The sequence below is a fragment of the Stenotrophomonas sp. GW821-FHT01H02A genome (assembly GCF_059422145.1).
Map to the genome: position 1 here is coordinate 12,785 of NZ_JBWKWI010000011.1, position 19,022 is coordinate 31,806.

Here is a 19,022-nt window from a genome sequence, read left to right on the forward strand (position 1 = left end):
TCAGTGCATCATGTGCACGTTCATGTTGTGCATGACCCACAGCGAACCGGCGACGATGATGCCGATCACCACGACGGTGAAGGCCGCCGCGCTGACGTTCCAGCGCTGTTCCGAGGAGCGGTCCAGGTGCAGGAAGAACACCAGGTGCACCAGGATCTGCAGCACGGCAGCGACGACGATGATGACGCCGGTGGTGAAACGCGGCAGGTCGCCGTGCATGACCGCCCAGAACGGGATGATGGTCAGCACCGCGGCCAGCAGGAAGCCGATCAGGTAGGACTTGACGCTGCCGTGGCTTTCGCCGGCGGCACCGTGGCCGTGATCGTGTGCGTGATTGTCATGTGCGGCCATTACAGCGCTCCATTCAGATAGACGACGGAGAACACGCCGATCCAGATCAGATCCAGGAAGTGCCAGAACAGGCTCAGGCACGCCATGCGGGTCTTGTTGGTCTGGGTCAGGCCGTTCTGCTTGATCTGGATGAACATGATCAGCAGCCACAGCAGACCCGCGGTCACGTGCAGGCCGTGGGTACCGACCAGCGCGAAGAACGCCGACAGGAACGCACTGTGGTCCGGACCGTAGCCCTGATGGATCAGGTGGTTGAACTCCCACACTTCCATGCACATGAAGCCGAAGCCCAGCAGCCAGGTCAGGGCCAGCCATGCATACATCTGGCCCACCTTCTGCTTGTGCATGGCGATCATGCCCAGGCCGAAGGTCAGCGAGGAGACCAGCAGCAGCGTGGTTTCCCAGGCGACGAAGGACAGTTCGAACAGGTCCTTCGGGCCGGGGCCGCCGTCGGTGCCGCCGGACAGCACGATGTAGGTCGCGAACAGGGTGGCGAAGATGAGGCAATCGCTCATCAGGTACACCCAGAAACCGAAGACGGTGTTGCCGCCGGTGTCGTGGTGCTCGTGGTCGTCATGGCCGTGGGCCGCCGCGTGCGCGGCGTGCCCATGGTTCATGGTGTTGGGGATAGTGGTGCTCATGCCTTCAGCTCCGATTTCACCAGGCCCTGCGCCACCAGGTGGCGACGGTGCTCATTTTCGATCCGCTCCACTTCCGCGGCCGGCACGTAGTAATCCACGTCCTTGTCGAAGGTGCGCCAGATGAAGGTGCCGATCATGCCCACCAGGCCCACGATGGCCAGCCACCAGATGTGCCAGATCATCGCAAAGCCGAACACCAGGCTGAAGGCACCGATCACCACACCGGTACCGGTGTTGCGCGGCATGTGGATGTCGCTGTACTTGGCCGGGCGTTCCCACGCCTCACCACGCTGCTTGCGTTCCCAGAACTCGTCCAGCTCGGTGACGCGCGGCAGCGAGCCGAAGTTGTAGAACGACGGCGGCGAAGAGGTTTCCCACTCCAGCGTACGGGCGTCCCACGGATCGCCGGTCAGGTCGGCGGTCTTCTTGCGGTCGCGGATCGACACGGCGATCTGGATGATCTGGCACAGGATGCCGGCACCGATGATGAAGGCACCGCACATGGCGATGATCAGCAGCGGCTGGTACTCCATGTTCGGGTAGCTCTGCATGCGGCGGGTCATGCCCATGAAGCCCAGGATGTACAGCGGCATGAAGGCGACATAGAAGCCGATGAACCAGCACCAGAACGCGCGCTTGCCCCAGGTTTCATTGAGGCGGAAGCCGAACATCTTCGGCCACCAGTAGGTGATGCCGGCGAACATGCCGAACACCACGCCGCCGATGATGACGTTGTGGAAGTGGGCGATCAGGAACAGGCTGTTGTGCAGCACGAAGTCGATGGCCGGGATCGCCAGCATCACGCCGGTCATGCCGCCGATGGTGAAGGTGACCATGAAGCCGATCGTCCACAGCACCGGGGTCGTGAACTGCACGCGACCGCGGAACATGGTGAACAGCCAGTTGAAGATCTTCACGCCGGTCGGGATCGAGATGATCATCGTCGTGATGCCGAAGAAGGCATTGACGTTGGCACCCGAGCCCATGGTGAAGAAGTGGTGCAGCCACACGATGAACGACAGCACGCCGATGCAGGCGGTGGCGTAGACCATGCCCTTGTAGCCGAACAGCGCCTTGCGCGAGAACGTGGCGATGACCTCGGAGAACACGCCGAAGGCCGGCAGGACCAGGATATAGACTTCCGGGTGGCCCCAGATCCAGATCAGGTTGATGTACAGCATGGCGTTGCCGCCACCGTCATTGGTGAAGAAGTGCGTGCCCAGGTAACGGTCCAGGGTCAGCAGCACCAGGGTGATGGTCAGCACCGGGAAGGCGGCGATGATCAGCACGTTGGTGACCAGCGCGGTCCAGGTGAACACCGGCATCTGCATCAGCTTCATGCCGGGGGTACGCATCTTCAGGATGGTGATGAAGAAGTTGATGCCGCTCAGCGTGGTACCCAGGCCTGCCACCTGCAGGCCCCAGATGTAGTAATCGACACCTACCCCTGGACTGTATTCCTTGCCTGACAACGGCGGGAAGGCCAGCCAGCCGGTCTGTGCGAACTCACCGACACCCAGCGAGATCATCACCAGGCCCGCGCCCGCCACGAACAGCCAGAAGCTGAGCGAGTTGACGAACGGGAAGGCCACGTCGCGTGCGCCGATCTGCAGCGGCACGACGACGTTCATCAGGCCGGTGATCAGCGGCATCGCCACGAAGAAGATCATGATCACGCCGTGGGCAGTGAAGATCTGGTCGTAGTGATGCGGGGGCAGCACGCCCTCGTTGCCGCCAGCGGCCATGGCCTGCTGGACACGCATCATGATCGCGTCGGCGAAGCCGCGCAGCAGCATGACGAAGGCGACGATGAGGTACATCACGCCGATCTTCTTGTGGTCGACCGAGGTGAACCACTCTTTCCAGAGATAGCCCCACAGCTTGAACTTGGTGATCAGGGCCAGCACGAGCAGGCCACCGATCCCCGCGCCGATCAGCGTGGTGATGATGATCGGATCGTGCGGGATGTCGGCAAAGGTCAGTTTACCCAACAGATTCATGGTCATTCTCCCGAGCCGCCGTGACCGGTGTGTCCGGCTGCGGCGTGCTCGTCTGCAGTGTGTTCGGCGTGCGCATCGGCCTCGCCTTCAGCCATCGCGTGGCCGTCGTGCGATTCACCGGCCGGCATGGCGTGGCCGGCGTGGCTTTCGCCCTCGGCGCCGTCATGCTTCATGGCCTTGTGGTCGTGCTTCATGCCGTAGTGCTGGTTGTCGCCCATGTGCTTGGCGATCACCCAGTCGAACAGGCCGGCTTCGGTGGTGCCGTAGTAGGTCACCGGGTGCCAGTCATGGTTCTTCTCGGCGGTCAGCGCAGCGAAGGCGGTCTTGTCCAGGGTCGCGCTTTCGCCACGCACCTTGGTCAGCCACTGCTGGTACTCCGCCTCGGTCACCGAGTGCGCGGAGAAATGCATCTTGCTGAAGCCCGCGCCGCTGTAGTGCGAGGACATGCCCGGGAACTCGCCGGTCTCGTTGGCGATCAGGTGGAGTTTGGTCTCCATGGCCGTCATCGAGTAGATCATGCTGCCCAGGTGCGGGATGAAGAACGCATTCATCACCGTATCGGACGTGATCTTGAAGTTCAGCGGGGTATCGACCGGGAAGGTGATCTCGTTGACGGTGGCGATGTTCTCTTCGGGGTAGATGAAGAGCCACTTCCAGTCCAGCGAGATGGCTTCGATCACCACCGGCTTCTTGTCCGAGTCCAGCGGACGGTACGGATCCAGCGCGTGCGAGGAACGCCAGGTCAGCACGGCCAGCACCAGCACGATCATGCACGGGATCGACCAGACCACCACTTCGATGGCCGTGGAGTGCGACCACTTCGGCTCATAACGGGCCTTGGTGTTGGTCGCACGGTACTTCCACGCGAAGGTGAGGGTCATGATGATGACCGGCACGACAACCAGCAGCATCAGCACGGTCGCCGTGATGAGCAGGGTCTTCTCGTCGTGGCCGATCTGGCCCTTGGGGTTGAGGATGGCCGAGTTGCAGCCCGTCAGGAACACGGACAACGCAAACAGCAGGCCCGGACGCAGGAAGCGTCCAAGGGGTTTCAACGGAATCATCGGTCGATCCAATTGCGTAGGGAATGCCAGTTCAAGCCCGCCTCCGTCCCAGCCAAAGCCGGTGGTGCCGGTCCAAGGGGACGGGCACGGAGGACGATCATGTCAGCCTTCTAATTTTAGGCCGTCACGCATCATTTAAGAAAGGCATTGACAATGATCCAGCGCAGGAAAGGCCTGATTTGGGCTGCGACACGTTGTCGCAGTGCCGGGCAATGACCCGATTCGGCAACATTCCCGCCCTTGTATAGACATGAACGGGTCAGTTGCGACGCTCTGGCGGGCGGCCACCGTACACGCGCCTGCGGCCGGCGTCACCGGCGCCGCCGCTCAGGCGGCCACTACCTGGTTCGGGCAGGCCGTCCCATCGACGAAGTCCGCCAGATTCCGCACCGTGATCGCCGAGATCTCCTGCAGCGCCTCGACCGTGAAGAAGCCCTGGTGCCCGGTCACCATCACGTTGGGAAAGGTCATCAGGCGCTGGAACGCGTCATCGTCGATGATCTCACCGGAGCGGTCCTGGAAGAACAGCCCGCTCTCCTGCTCATAGACATCGATGGCCAAATGGCCGAGGCGGCGCGATTTCAGCGCCCGGATCACCGCATGGGTATCCACCAGCCCACCGCGCGAGGTATTGACCAGCATCGCGCCGGGCTTCATCGCGGCAAGTGAGGCATCGCCGATCAGGTGATGGGTGTCCGGCGTGAGGGGGCAATGCAGCGAGACGATGTCCGAACGGACCAGCAGGTCCTCCAGCGTGACCGATGCGCCGATGGCGGCGAACCCGGGCGATGGAAACGGATCGTGGCCCAGCACGGTGCAGCCCATGCCCTTGAAGATGCGGGCGGTGGCCAGGCCGATCTTGCCAGTCCCCACGATGCCCACGGTCTTGCCGTGCAGGGTGCGGCCGAGCAGGCCATCGAGCATGAAGTTGCCCTCGCGCACCCGGTTGTAGGCGCGGTGGGTCTGCCGGTTGAGGGTCATCACCAGCGCCAGCGCATGCTCGGCCACCGCCTCGGGGGAGTAAGCCGGCACGCGTGCCACGAACAGCCCCAACTGCTCCGCCGCGGCCAGGTCGACGTTGTTGAATCCTGCACAACGCAGCAGCACCGCCCCCACCCCCAGTGCATGCAGCGCCTGCAGCACCGGCGCATCGAGCCGATCATTGACGAATACGCAGACCGCTTCGCAGTCCTGCGCCAGTGCCGCGGTATGCACCTCCAGCGTGGCGTCGAAATACAGAAACTCGAACGACGGCCCTGCCCCGCGACGTTGATTGGCTTCATCGAGAAACCGCTGGTCGTACGGGCGGGCACTGAATACTGCGATCTTCATGAGGGCGATCCGCGGGAGTTCGAGCATGACGATACCGCAGTACACTCCGGCCAACTGCCCGGAGCCCGCCGTGTCCCTGACTGCCCACCTTCTCCGCTGGACCGCCACGCCGATCGGCCGGCGCGCCCTGTCCGTGCTCACTACCGCCGTCGTGATCCTGATGGCCTGCAATCCATTACTGGTGCCACTGCTGCCCGTGGTGGATGCGCTGGGGCTGGAGGTACTGGTCCTGCTGATGGGCGCGCAGGCGATGGCACTGTTGCCGTGGGCGCGGCTGCATGCCGGCCGCACCGCCCGAATCGCCGCCCGGTTACTGCTGGGCACGCTCGCAGGCGCCATCGCAGGTTTCATCGGAGGTTATCTGCGGCAATTGACGTTCAGTGCTGCCACGCGTTGGACCCACGCACGCCCGTGACCTAGTATTCGGCACTTGCAGGACGCCATGGGTGGATATGCGTGGAAAGTTTTGAACGGTTCAACGGGCGCCGTCGCGGTGAGGGCAAGGCGGTCGCGATCCTGTCACACGGTTTTGGTACCGACCAGACCGCATGGAATGCCCTGCGTCCCTGGTTTGAATCGCGCTACGACGTGATCTCCTTCGATCTCGCCGGCTGCGGCCCGCAAGGTGCGCAGACATACGATTTCGAGCGGCACGGCTCGCTGTTTGGTTATGCGGACGACCTGGTCGACATTCTCGACGAACTCGAGGTGCACGACTGTACCTACGTCGGCCATTCGATGAGCGGCATGATCGGCGCGGCCGCAGCGGTGGCACGACCGGACCTGTTCGAGCGCCTGGTGATCATCGGTGCGTCCCCGCGTTATCTGGACGATGACGGCTACACCGGTGGCTTCAAACCGCAGGACCTGGAGCACCTGTTCGAGAGCATGCGCGCCAACTACCAGGCCTGGATCGCAGGCTTTGCCCCGATGGTCGTCGGCGTGGAGGACAGCGCAGTCGTCGCCGACTTCTCCAACACCCTGTTCCAGATGCGCCCGGATATCGCACTCAATACGTCGCGGACGATTTTCACCTCTGATCTGCGCAGCCTGGCCGCGCGGGTTTCAACGCCGGTCCACCTCATCCAGACCGCGCACGACATGGCCGTACCGGTCGCGGTCGGCCAATGGCTGGCCACTGCGATCGACGGCGCCACCCTGGATGTGATCGATGCCTCCGGCCACCTCCCGCACATGACCGCGCCGGATGACGTCATGCGCATCCTTGAACAGCGCCTGGCAGGCAACACGCGGTGACCACCTCCGACAGCGAAGCGCTGGCCGCGCTGTGCCAGTTCGCCCGCCTCGCATTGCAGGCCGACCTGGTCATGGCAGTGGAAGTGGAGGCCGGCGGCCGAGCGACCTGGGCTGCCGCGGCCCCGACGCTGCCCTCGTCCAGCTTCAACCTGGCACGCAGCGGCATCCTCGAGTGCCACTGGGCCGGCGAGACACTGGACGCCGCGGGGTTCCGGCTGCCGACGGCTATCATCCACGCCCTGGAAGGCCTCCCCACCCGCCTGCTCTACGTCCCCGCCCCCTCGCATGGTGCCCCGCTGAGCGGTCTGCTGCTGCTCTGGCGAAGCGCCCCTGCCCCTGTGGCACTGACGGCGCAGGTGCCACTGCTGGCGACGAGCGTGGCCCGGCTGTTGTCCGCCCGGCGCGAAGCCGCACGTGGCGCCATCGTCCGCAATCAGTTCCTGGATCTGTTTGAAAGCGTGCCGGCGGGCATCGTGCTGATCGATGGCGATGGCGTCGGCGCTGCCGTCAATGAGCGCGCGGCGGAGCTGCTGGGCTGCGTGGCGGGCAACCATCGGGCGGTGGACCTGGCCGGCCCGATGCGCGCCCTGCGCCAACGCTGCGACAATCACGCCGCGCTGGAGCTGGCCTACAGCGCCCAGATGAACAACGATCAGTTCGCCGCGAAGCAGAACTGGACGCTGGGCGAACGGACCTTCGAAGTGGACACCCACCCGGTACGCGGCAACGGCGCACACGGACGCATCTGGCTGTTCACCGATGTCACTGCGGATCTGCTGATGGCCGCCGAGCTGCGCCGCCTCGCCTCCTCGGATCCATTGACCGGCGTCCCCAATCGCCGTCATTTCGAAGAGTGCTCGGTGCAGATCATCGCCGCCCGCGAAGCCAACGGCCGCGCGGTGGCGATACTGATGGTGGATGTGGATCACTTCAAGAAGATCAACGATACCTACGGCCACCCGGTCGGCGACGAAGTCCTCAAAGTGGTCGCCAAGCGCTGCCGGGACGCCCTGCGCGAGCGTGATCTGTTTGCCCGCTTCGGTGGCGAGGAGTTCATCGCCCTGCTGGCCGCCTCCGCCGTGGAGGAGATTCCCGCCGCCGCCGAGCGACTGCGCAGCGCGGTAGCCGCCGAACCGATCCTCGTGGGCGGTGAGCGCATTGCCGTCTCCGTCAGCGTCGGCGGCGCGATCGGCGAGGCACTGCCGGGCGGCGACCAGCGGCTGCTGGAGGCACTGATCGCGCGGGCGGATGAGGCGCTGTATGAGGCCAAGACCAGCGGGCGCAACCGGGTCCGGATGGCCGATCTGCAGCCGGAGCCGACGGCCCCCTGAGCCGACCAGGCACGTGGCGAGGCCCCGACTCTCGGCGGGCAGGATGACGCAGCCACCACGTCCCGCGGGCCATCCGGCACCGCGCACCGGCACTTGTCCGCGCCAGCCTAACACTGTTAGATTCGCCCCCTAACAACGTTAGGCCAGAGCACAGTGCGCCAACCCATCGCGCGGGAAAACATCGTCGAGGCGGCTTTCCGGATCCTCGACGAGGCCGGTCTGGAGGGTATTACCCTGCGCAAGGTGGCCTGCTCGCTGGGTATCCGGGCGCCGTCGCTCTATTGGCACTTCAAGAGCAAGCAGGCACTGATCGACGCCATGGCCGATGCCATGATCTGCGATGTCGCCCGCGTGATTCCCGACGGGCAGCCATGGCGGGAGACGCTGCTGCAGATCGGGCGCGAATTCCGCCTGGCCTTCAAGGCCCGCCGTGACGGTGCGCGGGTTTATGCCGGCACCTTCCTGGCCACCGAGAACGTACTGCGGGTTGGTGAGGCCAGCATCGCCGCCCTGGTGGGCGCCGGCGCGCCGGCACGCTTTGCCGCGACCGCCTCGATGGACCTGGTGTATTACACGATGGGGTTCGTCATCGAGGAGCAGTCCTGGCCCGGCGACGGCAGCATGGAAGCACTCGGTGAAGCCTTCATGGCGCTGGCCGAGGCGCGCTTTCCACATTGCTGGCAGGCCCGTGATGTGTGGAGCGAGGTCGACTTCGACACCCGCTTCGAACAGGGCCTGAGCCTGATGCTCGACGGCATCGCGCTGCGCCTGCCCCGCGAAATCTGATTCCCCATTCCTTTCTTTTCCCGCTGTTCCGACCCGGAAAGCCACTCGATGCGTGCACCCAACTTCCGCAGTTTCTCCCTGATCCTGGTCGCTGCACTGCTATCTGCATGCGGCGGCAAGGACGACACGGCCTCGGCCGACGCCGCGGCCGCCAGCTCGGCGCTGCCGGTCTCGCTGGCGCCCGCGCAGCAGCAGACCATGGCGCGCACGGTGCTGGTCTCCGGGCCGGTCACGGCCTACGAGGAGATGCAGCTCGGCGTGGAGATCAGTGGCCAGCGCGTGACCGCGTTGCTGGTGGACGTAGGGCAATGGGTCAAGCAGGGCCAGGTGCTGCTGCAGGTCGACCACCGCACCCTGGACAGCGAACTGGCGCAGGCCGATGCCTCGCTGCGGCAGGCGCAGGCTTCGCAGGAACTGGCCCGCATGAACTACGAGCGCAGCGCCAAGCTGGCCGCCCAGCAGCTGATCAGCGAAAGCAGCCTGGATGAGCTGCGTGCCTCGCGTCTCAATGCCGAAGCACAGACCTCCACCGCGCGCGCCGCGCGCGACGCGGCCAAGCTGCGCCGCGACTTCGCCGACCTGCGCGCGCCGGCCGATGGCCTGATTTCCAAGCGCCTGGTGCAGCCGGGCCAGGTGGTGTCCGCCGGTACCGAGCTGCTGCGCCTGATCCGCGATGGCCGCCTGGAATGGCGTGCGGAGCTGCCGGAGAACCAGCTGGCCGACGTGGCCGTCGGCAACACCGTTGAGCTGCCGTACGCGGGCCAGATGGTCAGCGGCCGCATCCGCGCGGTCACCCCCGGTGTCGATGGGCAGACCCGCACCGGCACCATCTACGCCGACCTGCCCACGCCGGGCCCGCTCAAGCAGGGCATCTACGTGGACGGCCGCATCGTGACCGGCGACGGCCCGGTGCTGACCATCCCGACCGCGGCGATCGTGCAGCGCGACGGCCACAACTACGTCTTCACCGTGAACGACAAGCAGCAGGCCACCCGCCACCGGGTCAGCACCGGCCAGGCCGTGAAGGGCCGCACCGCGATCCTCGAGGGGCTGAAGGCGGGCGACCAGGTGGTGGTGGATGGCGCCGGCTTCCTTGGCGAGGGCGACCGCGTGCGCGTGGTGGCCGATACCAAGGCCGCCGCACGATGAACATCTCTGCCTGGGCGATCAAGCGCCCCCTGCCTGCCCTGCTGATCTTCTTCGTGCTGTGCGTGGCCGGCCTGTGGGGTTTCCATCAGCTGCCGGTGGCACGCTTCCCCGATATCGCCTTCCCGATGACCACGGTCACCGTGACCCAGCCCGGCGCATCACCGAGCCAGCTGGAGGCCGAGGTGACCCGCAAGGTCGAGGACTCGGTGGCGACCGTCAACAACGTCAAGCGCGTGATGTCCTCGGTCAGCGAAGGCGTCAGCACCACCACCATCGAGTTCCAGCTGGAGGCCGATCTGGCCACCGCGCTGGACGATACGCGCGACGCGGTCACCCGCATCCGCACCGACCTGCCGCAGGACATCCAGGAGCCGGTCATCTCCAAGGTCGACATCGGCGGTTCGCTGATGACCTATGCGCTGGTCGCCCCGCACATGACCACCGATGAGGCCAGCTGGTTCGTCGACCGCGACATCTCGCGTGCGATGTACGGCGTGCCCGGTGTCGCCCGCGTCACCCGCGTGGGCGGCGTGCAGCGCCAGGTGCGCGTGGACCTGGACCCCAATGCCCTGATCGCGATGGGCATCACCGCCGGCGATGTCTCCCAGCAGCTGGCCCGCATCCAGGTCGAGCGGGCCGGCGGCAAGACCGAGGTCGAAGGCGCGCAGCAGACCATCCGCACGCTGGGCACCGTCGGTGACGCGCAGGCGTTGCGCGACTATTCCATTGCACTGCCGGACGGGCGCGCGGTGCGGCTTTCCACGCTGGCCACCGTCACCGATGCCGCTGCTGATCCGACCGAGGCCGCCCTGCTGGACGGCAAGGGCGTGGTGGCCTTCTCGATGTCGCGGACCCGCGGCTCCAGCGAGGTCAAGGTAGAAGCCGGCGTGCATGACGCGCTGGACAAGATCAAGGCCGAACATCCCGGCATCGACTTCCGGCTGGTCACCACCGCGATCGACGAGACGCACCGCTCCTACGATTCCTCGATGACGATGCTCTGGGAGGGCGCGCTGCTGGCACTGCTGGTGGTGTGGCTGTTCCTGCGTGATTGGCGCGCGACCTGGGTCTCCGCGTTGGCGCTGCCGCTGTCGATCATCCCGACATTCGCGGTGATGTACTTCTTCGGCTTCACCCTCAACATCATCACGCTGCTGGCGCTGTCGGTGGTGGTGGGCATCCTGGTGGACGATGCGATCGTGGAGATCGAGAACATCGTGCGTCACCTGCGCATGGGCAAGCCACCGCTGGAAGCGGCGCGCGAGGCTGCTGGCGAAATCGGCAACGCGGTGATCGCCACGTCGCTGACCCTGGCCGCGGTGTTCGTGCCGGTGGCCTTCATGCCCGGCATCGCCGGCAAGTTCTTCCGCGAGTTCGGCTGGACCGCCGCCACTGCCGTGCTGTTCTCGCTGCTGGTGGCCCGCCTGCTCACCCCGATGATGGCCGCCTACCTGCTCAAGCCGCATGGCGAGGAGAAGCCGGAATCCCGGCTGATGACCTGGTACCTGGGCTGGGTGGACGCCGCGCTGCTCCATCGCGGCCGTACTCTGTGGATCGCCACCGGCCTGTTCGTGGCCTCGCTGGCGCTGGTGCCGTTCATCCCGGCTACCTTCATTCCGCAGTCCGACCTGGGCCGCAGCAACCTCAATCTCGAACTGCCGCCGGGCACCCGCCTGCAGGAGACCGTGGCCGTCGCCGAACGCGCGCGCGGCCTGCTCAAGGACATGCCCGAGCTCAAGCAGGTCTATACCGCCGTCGGCAGCGTGCTGGACCTGGGCGACCCCGGTGCGACCGGCATCGGTGAACCGCGCAAGGCCACCCTGGTGCTCGACTGGGGCAGCGCCGATAAACGCGAACGCGACCAGCGCGTGCTGGAGCGCGAGGCGCGCGAGCGCCTGGCCGACCTGCCCGGCGTGCGGGTCAGCTACGTCAGCTCCGAGCCGGGCAACCTGCTGCAGCTGGTGCTCTCCGGCGATGATCCGCAGCGCCTGCAGGATGCCGCCACCGCACTCGAACGCGACCTGCGCGGCATCCAGGGCCTGGGCAGCGTCACCTCCACCGCTTCGCTGCTGCGCCCGGAAATCCAGATCATTCCCAACGCCGCCCGCGCAGCCGACCTCGGCGTGGCGACGGCCGACATCGCCGAAGCTGCCCGCATCGCCACCGCTGGCGATTACGAACAGCGCCTGGCCAAGCTCAACCTGCCTGATCGCCAGGTGCCGATCCGGGTCGGCTTCGCCGAAGCCACGCTGGCCAACCCGGGCTTGATCAGCCAGCTGCGCGTGCCCGGCCGCAATGGCCCGGTACCGCTGGCCGCCGTCGCCGACATCCAGCAAGGCAGTGGCCCCTCGCAGATCTCACGCTACCAGCGCCAGCGCAACGTGACCCTCACCGCCGAACTCAACGGTCGCCCGCTGGGCGATGTGATGACCGAGGTGCAGGCCCTGCCGAGCGTCAAGCAGCTGCCGCCGGGCGTGACCTTCCTCAACACCGGCGATGCGGAAGTGTTTGTCGAACTGTTCATCGGCTTCATGCTGGCCATGGCCGCCGGCCTGGTCTGCATCTACATGGTGCTGTTGCTGCTGTTCAACCACGCGCTGATGCCGATCACCATCCTCGCCGCGGTCCCGCTGTGTGCCGGCGGTGCATTCGGTGCGCTGCTGATCACCCAGAACATGCTATCGCTGCCGGCGCTGATCGGCCTGCTGATGCTGATCGGCATCGCCACCAAGAATTCCATCCTGCTGGTGGACTACGCGGTGATGGCTGAAGACGAACACGGCATGAGCCAGCACGACGCGCTGATCGATGCCTGCCGCAAGCGTGCGCAGCCGATCATCATGACCACGCTGGCGATGGGCGCAGGCATGATGCCGATCGCGCTGGGCTTTGCCGGCGATTCCAGCTTCCGGGCACCGATGGCGATCGCCGTGATCGGCGGATTGATCACCTCGACGCTGCTGAGCCTGATCGTGATTCCGGCGGCCTTTACCGTGGTGGACGACGTCGGCAACTGGATGTCGCGCAAGTTCCATCGCCGCGCTTCGCATCCGGTGGGGAGTGGTGCGGAGTGAGGTGAGAGACAGCGCCGCCCCAAACAAAAAGCCCCGGCCAAGGCCGGGGCTTTCTGCTGTATCTGGTGCCGGAAATAGGAATCGAACCTACGACCTACGCATTACGAATGCGCCGCTCTACCAACTGAGCTATTCCGGCGAGGTCGTGAATTCTAGGGGGTGCGGACCGCTTTGGTCAATCCGGATAGCCGGCGCACCACGAGATGGCCCTCACCCCGACGACCCTTCCCCGCCCGACCCGGTGGCACCAACCCTTGAGGGGCGGGGCCCTACAGCGGATTTCCCACTGCCGGAGGCATCCCATGCCCTCCGTCCCCGCCTGGCCGGTCTGCTGCTGCCGTCCCCGCTGTGGCGTGCCACCGCGCCGGCACACGGCACGATAACGACGCCGCAGCCACCGGACCAGCAATGGCGGCCGCAGTTCCAGCAGGTCCAGGAGCACACCTGTTCAAGGATCAGAAGATCTTCGCCGATGCCGGGCCCCGCCTGGCCAGGAAAAGAGCCCGGCAAGCCGGGCTCTCTCTTCATGCAGGCGACCGATTACTGGAACTTGTAGCGCAGCGAGGCCATGTAGCGGCGGCCCAGCGAATCCAGCACGTACGGGAACGGACCGATATCGTCGGTGAGATTGATCACCGAGAGGTTCAGGCGTGCGTTGTCGGTCAGGCGGTAGCTGACGTTGGCGTCCCACGTGGTCCAGCTGTCGCGCACCAGGTACTGACGGCTCTCCGGGGTGGCGGTCAAGCTGAACTTCGCGCTGCTGGTGTAGTTCGACGAGAAGCCAGCGCTCCACTTGCCGACATTGTGCTGGGCCGTCCAGCGGAACACGCGCTCGGGTTCATTGAACGTGCCCACCTGCTCCACGAACGGAACATCTGCGTTCGCAGCCTGGCCGCGGTTCTTGGGCATGTAACCGTAGAAGCCCAGGTCCAGCGAGCCGAAGCGCCCCATGTCCCAGCGGTAATCGACTTCAGCGGTCCAGCCGCGGAACATCAGCACCGGGCCATTGCCGTACTGGGTCTTGATGTCCGTGGCGACACCGGTGCCCGGGGTACGGGTGACTAGGCTGCAGAAGCGGTTGGCGTTGGGCACGTCGGCGGCATTGAAGTCCGGGTTGTCGAAGCAGCCGGTGATGATGTCGTTCGCGCTCAGTGCGGTGATCACGTCGGTGATCTCGATGTCATACCAGTCCGCCGCCACGCGCAGGCCGCCGGCCCACTCCGGGGCGAACACGATGCCTGCGGTCCACGACTTGGCCTTCTCGTTCTTCAGACCGGTGTAGCCGTTGGTCGAGCCCAGGGTGTTGGTGGGAGACGCCTGGAAGGTAGCCGGATCCGCGCCCGGGTATGCAGCGAAGAAGGCGGTGCAGTTGGCCTTGCGCACGGCAGGATTGGTGCCGCCGTTGATGTTGGCCACCGAGCATACTTCCGGGATGTTGTAGAACGCCGGCTGCAGCGTGGTGTACAGCTCTGCGATCGACGGTGCGCGCAGCGACTGGGTCTTGTTGCCGCGCAGCTGGATGCCGGCGAACGGCTCGTACTGCAGACCGTAGGTGAAGGCATTGAAGCCACCGGCCACCGAGTTGTCCACGCGACGGAACTTCGCCGTCACGTCCAGGCGGTGCAGGCCCGGCAGGCCCCAGTCCGGGTTGAACAGCGGTGCCAGGAACTCACCGAATACTTCATTGGTGTGGTACTCGCCGCTGGCGGCCTGGATCGGCACCGAGCGCCCCTGGCCCAGACGCTGGTACTCACTCGGGGTGAACGAACCTTCCTCGCGGCGATGCTCGAAACCGGCTGCAACACCGAATTCGCCACCCGGCAGATCGAACAGGCCACCGGACACGGACGCATTGAAGACGGTCTGGCGCGTTTCGGCCTTGGCCACGGTCGGCGTGGACACATAGGCCAGTGCTTCAGCCGATGCCTGGTTCTCACCGAACAGGTTCAGCGGACGGCAGTTCGGATCGGCGATGGTGCCCGGTGCAGCCGAATTACAGACGATGTTGCCGTTGGCGTCGGTGGTGACGTTCAGGGCATTGATGAAGTTCTGCTGGATCAGGCCGGTGCCGAGGTAGTCGAAATCACCGCGACCGTGGGTGATGCTGGTTTCCCAGTTGAAGGCGCGGCTGCCGATGTCGAAGTAGCCATCCAGGCCGGCGACCACGCGGGTCAGGCGGGTTTCCGTGCTGGCGTTGTTCATGCTCAGGTCGCGCGAAGAGCGGGACAGCTGGAAGGAGGTGATGCCGTTCTCGGCGAGGATCCGACGGGATTCAGCGCTGAGGAACGGATTGCTGGCACTGAACAGCAGGGTGCCGCTCTGTGCGCCCGTACCGTTCGGATTGGCGACACCGAAGGAAGCCGCGTTGTAGACGTTCTGGTCCAACGTTTCACGCGCGGTGGCTTCGTAACGGGACAGTTCGAAGAAGCCCCGCACGTTGTCGGTGAAATTGAAGCTGCCCGTGGAGTAGACGGAGCGACGCTCCAGGTCTGCGATCAGGGGCAGGGTCTCGTTGAGGTCCAGGCCGTCGCCACCGGAGGCGTTGCCGCTGGGATAGGAGATGCCCTGGTCGAACTCCACCAGGTCACCCGAGTTGTTGAAGTGCCACAGCTTGTTGTTCGGGCCGAAACCGGTGAGCTCACCCGTCGCATTGCGTTGGTAGGAGCGCACGACGCCCACGTCGGAGGGCAGGATCAGGCCGCCGAAGGTCATGTTCGAAATACGGCGATTGCGGATGAAGACCTGGTCCGGGATGCCATCGGCCGGGCCGGTGTTGAACGGGATGCTGCCATCGATGCGGCCATCCGCGCCGGGCGTACGCCACGGCTGGAAGCGCGCAACGTTCGCAGCGGTCGGGTTGGTCTGGAGGCTGTAACCGTTGCGGTAGAAATCGCGCGACAGCGAGTCCACGCCATCGCTGTTGTCCAGCTCGGCGGCGATGGTGAAGTGACCACGGCCATCGGCGAAGCTGCTGCCAAAGATCGCCGACCACGAGTACCGATCGTTGTCGCTCTTGGTCGTGCTGCCGTAACCGATCTCGACCTCGGCACCTTCGAAGCGGTCACGCAGGATGATGTTGTTCACGCCGGAGATGGCGTCCGAGCCGTAAGTCGGTGCACCGCCCACGCTCAGGCTTTCCACGCGCTCGACCATCACGGTCGGAATGGAGTTCATGTCGACCTGGATACCGGAGCCGCCACCGGCACCGAACACGGTCGGCGGAGCCGAGGTCACGAACCGGCGGCCATTGACCAGGGTCAACAGGCGGTTGCTGCCGAGGCCGAATTTGCTGGCGAAGTTGACACCGGCACCGAAGCCGGCCTGGTCGCCACGCGAGCTGACGCCTGCGGTGACACCCGGCACCTTGGTCAGCGCGTCGATCAGGTTGGTGTAGCCGTAGGCTTCGATGCTCTGCCGCGAGACCACGGCGGCCGGTTCCAGGGTGTCGAAACCGGCGCGGTAAATGCGCGAGCCGGTGACGTTGATGCGATCCAGCTGGGTGAGGGCCTTTTCCGGATCGGCCTGGGTGGGGTCGGGGGTGGCGGCTTCCCGCTCTCCTGCGTCCTGCGCCAGTACCGGCGCGGCTGTGGCCAGGAACAGTGCCGATGTCAGGGCAATGCTCAGCGGATTACGACTGAGAAACGTGGTCTTCGCCATGGTTACCTTCCGTGATGGGTCCACAGAGCCCTGGATCGGCTGAACAAGGCTTTGTCTGAATGGTTCTTTAACGGGCCGATAACGGATCTATACACAATTCAGTAACAAATGACAACACAACGAATTCTCATGTCTCACTCCCGTCGTCGCAGTGGCTTGCTCCGCGGGAACGACGGATAAATTTGAACGTAAAAGTAACGAATCTGCCGGGATCAACCGCTTTCCCGCACGGATCGAGCGGCGTTCCGGCCAATAAAAAACCCCGGCCGGGCCGGGGTTTGATGGGCACACTGTGCTGAAAACGTCACAATCGGCGTGGGAATTCTCAGCGCATCATGCTCTGCCGACCGCCCCGAGGATGTCTCATCCGGGAGCGATCAGCGCGAGAATGATGCACCTGCACGTAACCTGAAGCGCCTGATCAACGCGCCTTCCACAGCTCCGCCAAGCGATCCGGCTTACCCGCGATGCGCTCCAGCGCCGGGTACTTGAGTCCGTCGTGATACTCCAGCGTGACCGTATCGATGCGGTCGAAGCTCTTCACCAGTAGCGTCAGCGGCGCCTTGTCGCTCTTGGCCGCCGTGATCGCTTCCTTCAACTGCTCGGCCTTGAACACACGGCCATTGAGCGCGACCACGCTCATGCCGGGCGTCAGGCCGGCATTGAACGCCGGGCTGTCCCACAGCACGTCGCCGATGTAGCCGGATTCGCTGACCGACAGGCCGATCGAGTAAATCAGGTTGCTGTTCTTGGCGCGGGTCTCCTGTGCCTTGAACGCCTCGTTCGGCGTATCGGTATAGACCAGCCTCCAGCCCGCTGCTTCCAGGCCACCGGTCAGCGGGCCATGCCCGTCCAGGCGCTCGCGCAGGAAGCGGGCCCAGTCGAACGGCGCCACGCCGTTGAGCGTGCTCACCACCTCGTCGAAGGTGTAGGGATTCACATTCCAGTCGCCGTCGTTCATGCCGAAGAACGCCTTGGCGAAGTCGTCCAGGCCGCGTTTGTTGCCGGTCAGCGCGCGCAGCTTGCCGTCCACCTCCAGCCACACCATCTGGCCGCCGGAGTAGTAGTCCTCGCTCATCTGGTAGTTGCGGAACGCCAATGCGCGGCGCTGGGCGATGGTCGGGTCGTTGGTGGTGTCCTGCAGGTTGCGCCACGCCAGGCCGGGGCGGCCGCGGTCGTAGGTGCCCGCTACATTGGCCAGCACGTCCCGGGTCTGCTGCTGGCTCCACAGCCCCGAGCGCGCGGCCAGCACCTGGCCCCAGAACTGGGTCTGACCTTCGTACAGCCACAGCAGGCTGTCGCCCATCGGCACGTTGAAGTTGGCCGTGGTCAGATCCGCGCCACGACGATACTTGCCGTTCCAGGAGTGATTGAACTCGTGTGGCAGCAGATCGCGGCCCAGCCAGGTCTTGTCCCACTCGGTGAAGTAACCGGTGTCGCCGCTGTTCTCGCTGGAGCGCTGATGCTCCAGGCCGATACCGCCGAGCTTGTCGGTCAACGCAAGCAGGAACTCGTAACGGTCGAAGTGTCGCGCGCCATAGAGTTTGTACATCTGCTGCACCAGCGCGCGATGCGCCTGGATCTGCTCGGGCTTGGCAGCCAGCGATGTGGCCTCATCGGCGAAGACATTCAGGTGCACCGGCACCTTCGCGCCCGGGTCCAGATCGAAGCGCTGGAAGTGACGGCCGGCGAACAACGGCGAGTCGACCAGGTGGTCGTAGCTGATCGGCTTGAACACCACCGTGTCACCCTCGCGGCGCTCGGTATCCAGCGCGGTGGCGTACGACCAGCCCGGCGGCAGGGTGACCGTGGCCTGCGCCTGGATGTTGCGGGTGATCACTCCGGCCGGGTACAGCGAATTGGCATTCCACTGCAGGTTGAGCATGTCCGGGGTCATCACCACGCGGCCCTGGTTGCCTTGCGAGGACAGGAACTTGAACTCGGCCACCACTTCGCTGGCGCCCTGCGGCACGTCCACGGTGAAGGCGTAGACGTCGTACTGATCGCGCGTCCATTGCAGCGGCTTGCCATTGGCGGTGACAACCAGGCCGGCGAGCTTGTCGATCGGGCCACTCGGCGAATGCGCGCCGGGCAGCCACTGCGGGTACAGCAGGGTCAGCGGGCCGGGCTTGGCCGGCACCGTCGCCTTGACCTTGAAGATGCGTCGGCCGATGTCGCGCGCGTCCACGTCGATGCGCAGCAGGCCCGGGAACGCCACGTCCTGCGGCGGCGGTGTCTGCGCCTGCGCGCCGGTGGCGGACACGGCCAGCAACACGGACAGGGCAATGGCACGCATCTTCATCAGGCAGGCTCCAGCGGGGGAAGCCTCGATCCTAGTCCTCTGTTACCGCCCTGCCCCATGGCCAAAGGTCATGCAGGG

13 protein-coding genes and 1 tRNA gene are annotated in these 19,022 nt (G+C 65.3%); 6 read left to right on the forward strand and 8 right to left on the reverse strand.

Going from position 1 to position 19,022, the window contains the following annotated elements:
• The 5 genes from cyoD to AC07WC_RS15900 form a co-directional block, all read right to left on the reverse strand.
• Complete coding sequence (cyoD, locus tag AC07WC_RS15880) at positions 1-351, reverse strand: cytochrome o ubiquinol oxidase subunit IV (RefSeq protein ID WP_019184497.1); 351 nt, start codon at positions 349-351, stop codon at positions 1-3.
• Positions 351-992 (reverse strand): cytochrome o ubiquinol oxidase subunit III, encoded by a 642-nt coding sequence (gene cyoC, locus AC07WC_RS15885; protein WP_070426876.1) that lies wholly within the window; start codon positions 990-992, stop codon positions 351-353. Before cyoC ends, cyoD begins: the two co-directional genes overlap by 1 nt.
• Complete coding sequence (gene cyoB / locus AC07WC_RS15890) at positions 989-2,986, reverse strand: cytochrome o ubiquinol oxidase subunit I (protein WP_495210918.1); 1,998 nt, start codon at positions 2,984-2,986, stop codon at positions 989-991. The genes cyoC and cyoB overlap by 4 nt, the downstream gene beginning before the upstream one ends.
• 8 nt (positions 2,987-2,994) lie before the next feature.
• Positions 2,995-4,056, reverse strand: coding sequence for a ubiquinol oxidase subunit II (gene cyoA / locus AC07WC_RS15895; protein ID WP_495210855.1), 1,062 nt, complete (start codon positions 4,054-4,056; stop codon positions 2,995-2,997).
• Between the two features lie 327 nt (positions 4,057-4,383).
• Positions 4,384-5,388, reverse strand: coding sequence for a 2-hydroxyacid dehydrogenase (locus AC07WC_RS15900; protein ID WP_495210856.1), 1,005 nt, complete (start codon positions 5,386-5,388; stop codon positions 4,384-4,386).
• Between the two features lie 70 nt (positions 5,389-5,458).
• On the opposite strand from AC07WC_RS15900, the gene AC07WC_RS15905 reads away from it, so the two are divergent.
• The 6 genes from AC07WC_RS15905 (at position 5,459) to AC07WC_RS15930 (ending at position 12,985) form a co-directional block, all read left to right on the forward strand.
• On the forward strand, positions 5,459-5,803 hold the full coding sequence (locus AC07WC_RS15905) for a hypothetical protein (RefSeq protein ID WP_495210857.1): 345 nt from the start codon (positions 5,459-5,461) through the stop codon (positions 5,801-5,803).
• 41 nt (positions 5,804-5,844) lie between these two features.
• Positions 5,845-6,645, forward strand: coding sequence for an alpha/beta fold hydrolase (locus AC07WC_RS15910; protein ID WP_495210858.1), 801 nt, complete (start codon positions 5,845-5,847; stop codon positions 6,643-6,645).
• Positions 6,642-7,976, forward strand: a complete 1,335-nt coding sequence (locus tag AC07WC_RS15915; RefSeq protein WP_495210859.1) for a GGDEF domain-containing protein — start codon at positions 6,642-6,644, stop codon at positions 7,974-7,976. The genes AC07WC_RS15910 and AC07WC_RS15915 overlap by 4 nt, the downstream gene beginning before the upstream one ends.
• 153 nt (positions 7,977-8,129) lie before the next feature.
• Complete coding sequence (locus AC07WC_RS15920; protein WP_495210860.1) at positions 8,130-8,762, forward strand: TetR/AcrR family transcriptional regulator C-terminal domain-containing protein; 633 nt, start codon at positions 8,130-8,132, stop codon at positions 8,760-8,762.
• Between the two features lie 48 nt (positions 8,763-8,810).
• Positions 8,811-9,911 (forward strand): efflux RND transporter periplasmic adaptor subunit, encoded by a 1,101-nt coding sequence (locus AC07WC_RS15925; protein WP_495210861.1) that lies wholly within the window; start codon positions 8,811-8,813, stop codon positions 9,909-9,911.
• Positions 9,908-12,985 (forward strand): efflux RND transporter permease subunit, encoded by a 3,078-nt coding sequence (locus AC07WC_RS15930; protein ID WP_495210862.1) that lies wholly within the window; start codon positions 9,908-9,910, stop codon positions 12,983-12,985. Before AC07WC_RS15925 ends, AC07WC_RS15930 begins: the two co-directional genes overlap by 4 nt.
• Before the next feature lie 63 nt (positions 12,986-13,048).
• On the opposite strand, the gene AC07WC_RS15935 is transcribed toward AC07WC_RS15930, so the two are convergent.
• The 3 genes from AC07WC_RS15935 to AC07WC_RS15945 form a co-directional block, all read right to left on the reverse strand.
• Positions 13,049-13,124: transfer RNA gene (locus AC07WC_RS15935), tRNA-Thr, on the reverse strand.
• 401 nt (positions 13,125-13,525) lie between these two features.
• The gene (locus tag AC07WC_RS15940; protein ID WP_495210863.1) at positions 13,526-16,642 is read right to left on the reverse strand and encodes a TonB-dependent receptor domain-containing protein; all 3,117 of its coding nucleotides are present in this window, start codon (positions 16,640-16,642) and stop codon (positions 13,526-13,528) included.
• 421 nt (positions 16,643-17,063) lie between these two features.
• The gene (locus AC07WC_RS15945; RefSeq protein WP_495210864.1) at positions 17,064-18,944 is read right to left on the reverse strand and encodes a M61 family metallopeptidase; all 1,881 of its coding nucleotides are present in this window, start codon (positions 18,942-18,944) and stop codon (positions 17,064-17,066) included.
• Positions 18,945-19,022: the final 78 nt, after the last annotated feature.